The organism is Streptomyces sp. SID14478 (genome assembly GCF_010548525.1).
In the GTDB taxonomy this organism is placed as follows: domain Bacteria; phylum Actinomycetota; class Actinomycetes; order Streptomycetales; family Streptomycetaceae; genus Streptomyces.
Map to the genome: position 1 here is coordinate 1 of NZ_JAAGMG010000119.1, position 2,671 is coordinate 2,671.

Annotated in this window: 3 protein-coding genes and 2 pseudogenes; 2 read left to right on the forward strand and 3 right to left on the reverse strand. The window is 74.5% G+C overall.

All coding sequences use genetic code 11. The annotated features are described in order from the left end of the window. Window positions 1–78: 78 nt before the first annotated feature. Window positions 79–744 (reverse strand): annotated as a pseudogene (locus G3I40_RS04865) (maleylpyruvate isomerase family mycothiol-dependent enzyme); the annotation flags it as partial. 30 nt (window positions 745–774) lie between these two features. On the opposite strand from G3I40_RS04865, the gene G3I40_RS04870 reads away from it, so the two are divergent. Next, complete coding sequence (locus G3I40_RS04870) at window positions 775–1,428, forward strand: hypothetical protein (protein ID WP_164300912.1); 654 nt, start codon at window positions 775–777, stop codon at window positions 1,426–1,428. A 297-nt stretch (window positions 1,429–1,725) separates the two neighbouring features. Here G3I40_RS04870 and G3I40_RS46925 read toward each other — a convergent pair whose 3' ends face one another. Both G3I40_RS46925 and G3I40_RS04880 read right to left on the reverse strand, forming a co-directional pair. Further along, window positions 1,726–1,992, reverse strand: a complete 267-nt coding sequence (locus G3I40_RS46925; protein ID WP_164300913.1) for a DUF4031 domain-containing protein — start codon at window positions 1,990–1,992, stop codon at window positions 1,726–1,728. 7 nt (window positions 1,993–1,999) lie between these two features. Continuing rightward, entirely contained in the window at window positions 2,000–2,380 is a 381-nt protein-coding gene (locus G3I40_RS04880) for a hypothetical protein (RefSeq protein ID WP_164300914.1), read from the reverse strand. A 114-nt stretch (window positions 2,381–2,494) separates the two neighbouring features. On the opposite strand from G3I40_RS04880, the pseudogene G3I40_RS46930 reads away from it, so the two are divergent. Then, window positions 2,495–2,671, forward strand: a pseudogene (locus tag G3I40_RS46930) (RpiR family transcriptional regulator); the annotation flags it as partial.

Below are 2,671 nucleotides of genomic sequence, written 5' to 3' on the forward strand. Positions count from 1 at the left end.
CCCCGGGGCGGGGCGCGAGCGAGCGCACCGGACCCCGCACCCGGCGACGGACGCGCCGGGACGGACCCTCACCCGAACAAGATTGAGCTCGGCCTCCCTGACCCCGGCGAGCTCGTACCGCGCCCCGATCACCGGCCGCCCCGCGGACAGCCGCACCAGCGTCGCCGCATCCCCGATGTACCGCGCCGGCGGCGCGTCCCCCGCCACGGCCCCGAGCACGAGCGGCTCGTCCAGGTCGTCCACATCGGCATGCAGCGCCGGCCGCTCCCGCTCCCCGCTGATCCGCACCAGCAGCTCCAGCGCGTCCGCGAGACCCGCGCCCTCGTAGGCCCCCGGCTCCCCGAAGGCCTCCCGTACGTCCCCCGCGTGCACCCACTCCCCCAGCGCGACCGCGTCCAGCACCCCGCCGGCCTTCGCGATGGCGGCGCCCGCCTCGGTCATCCCCCGCTCCAGCTCGTCCACGACCTGCTGGTGCGACCAGTCCGCCCGCTCGGCGATGTCGCGGTCGTTGCACTCCGGGCTGAACACGCCCTTCTCGAACCGGCTCTCCACCACCCGGATCAGCGCGGCCGAACAGTGCGCGAGCACGTCCCGCACGGTCCATCCCGGACACGCGGTCCGCAGCGCGAAATCCGCGTCGGGCCGCGCCCTCAACAGCGGTACCAGGACGTCCCGTTCGGCCCTCAGGAGCCGCCCGGGCAGCTCGGGATCGCGCGCGTGGTCTCGTACGGCGTCTGCAGTCATGGCCTCACCGTAGGACGTTAGGGTCGGGTCATGACGTACGAGTACGAAGATCCGCAGGACCTGCGCGAGCGCTGGGCCCGTACCCTGCGCGCGGCGACGGGGAACCCCGCCATCGACCCGTACCCGTACGCCGACAACCTGCTGGCCCGCTGGTCCGAGCCGCAGCGCCGGTACCACACGGCCACCCACCTGGCGGCGGTCCTCGGCGGGCTCGACGTGCTGCAGGAGCACGCGGCCGACCCCGAGCTGGTGCGGCTCGCCGCCTGGTTCCACGACGCGGTGTACCGCCCGGACCGCTCCGAGAACGAGGAGCGCTCCGCGGCGCTGGCCGAGCGCGCCCTGACGGAGGCGGGCCTTGCGGCCGCGCAGGTGGCGGAGGTGGCCCGGCTCGTCCGGCTCACCGTCACCCACGACCCGGCCGACGGCGACACGAACGGCGAGGCCCTGTGCGACGCCGACCTGGCGATCCTGGCGGCGCCCCCGGGCCCGTACGCCGCCTACACCAAGGCGGTCCGCGAGGAGTACGCCTTCGTCCCCGACGAGGCGTTCCGCGCGGGCCGGGCCGCGGTGCTGCGCCAACTCCTCGACCTGCCGCGGCTGTTCAGGACCGCGCACGGCGCCGCTCAGTGGGAGGCGCGGGCCCGCGAGAACCTGACGACGGAGCTGCGACTCCTGTCGCCGTGAACGGGCGGGAACGCCACCACCCCACCCTCGGTCGAGCCGCTGAGTCCGAGGATGTGGACGGCCAGGGCATACGGGTGGTGTTCGACGGCATATAGGGGGCTGCACCGCGCACGGCGTCGAAGGTGGTGACGGGCTCGTCCCCCACGCCCGAACCGGCGCGCGCCGCCACCCACTGAACGCACCCGCTCGCGGCGGACCCACGCGGCGACGGCCGCTACCACCAGGTGGGGCGAGGCCGCTGGGCGTCCCGGCACGCCCCGCACCGCCACCCACTCGACGGACCCGCCCGCGACCTGCCTACGCCGGCCGCCCCTTGGGCCTGCGCAGCCCGGCGTCGGTGAGCCGCCGCACCAGCTCCTTCGAGCCGATCTCGACGGCCCCGGCCCGCACCGCGTCCGCGTACCGGTGCGACGGGATGTCGTAGTGGTCCCGCTCGAAGGCGCGCGGTGGGACCCCCAACCGCTCGGCGAACACGTGGAGTTCGGCGAAGGAGACATCGCTGACCAGGTGGGACCACATGCGGCCGTGGCCGGGCCAGTTCGGCGGGTCGATGTAGAGCGTCACCCGGCCCTCATCCCGCCACCGAGCCCAGCGAGCCGACCGGCGCCACCACGACCCCCGCCTCCGAGCAGACCCAGTGCGGATCGGCGCCCAGCTCCGGTTCGACATCCAGCGCGTGCGGGCCCTGCGTGCCCGAGCCCGGGCCGCACACCGGGCACACCGGCCAGCGGCCGTGCCGCTCCAGGATCCCGTCCTGCACGTCCTGGGCGACGAGCCCGGTGACGTAGGCGACGCCCTCCGGCCACTGCTCGACCCACCAGCGGCGCGAGACGATCGACTCCTCGACGAGCGAGACGACGTCCGCGTCGGCGACGTCCACCGCCTTCAGATCCGCGAGCACGAGCGCGCGGGCCGCGTGCAGGGCCTGCTCCAGGGGGCTGATGGTGTTCATGCCTCCCATTGTCCAGCCCCCTGTCCAGCCCCCGCCCACCCTCCGCACGATGTGACCCACGTCCCGGTCCTTGGACCCTTGACCACCACCCGTTCCGAAAATATCTTTCAGAACGTGAGCAATGACGTGAAGGAAAGTTTCGCCAACGACGCGCCGCCCGCCCCGGCGGCCCTCGCGGCCAAGGTGCGCACCCTCGCACCGTCGATGACCCGCTCCATGCAGCGCGTCGCCGAGGCCGTCGCGGGCGACCCGGCCGGCTGCGCGGCCCTCACGGTCACCGGCCTCGCCGAG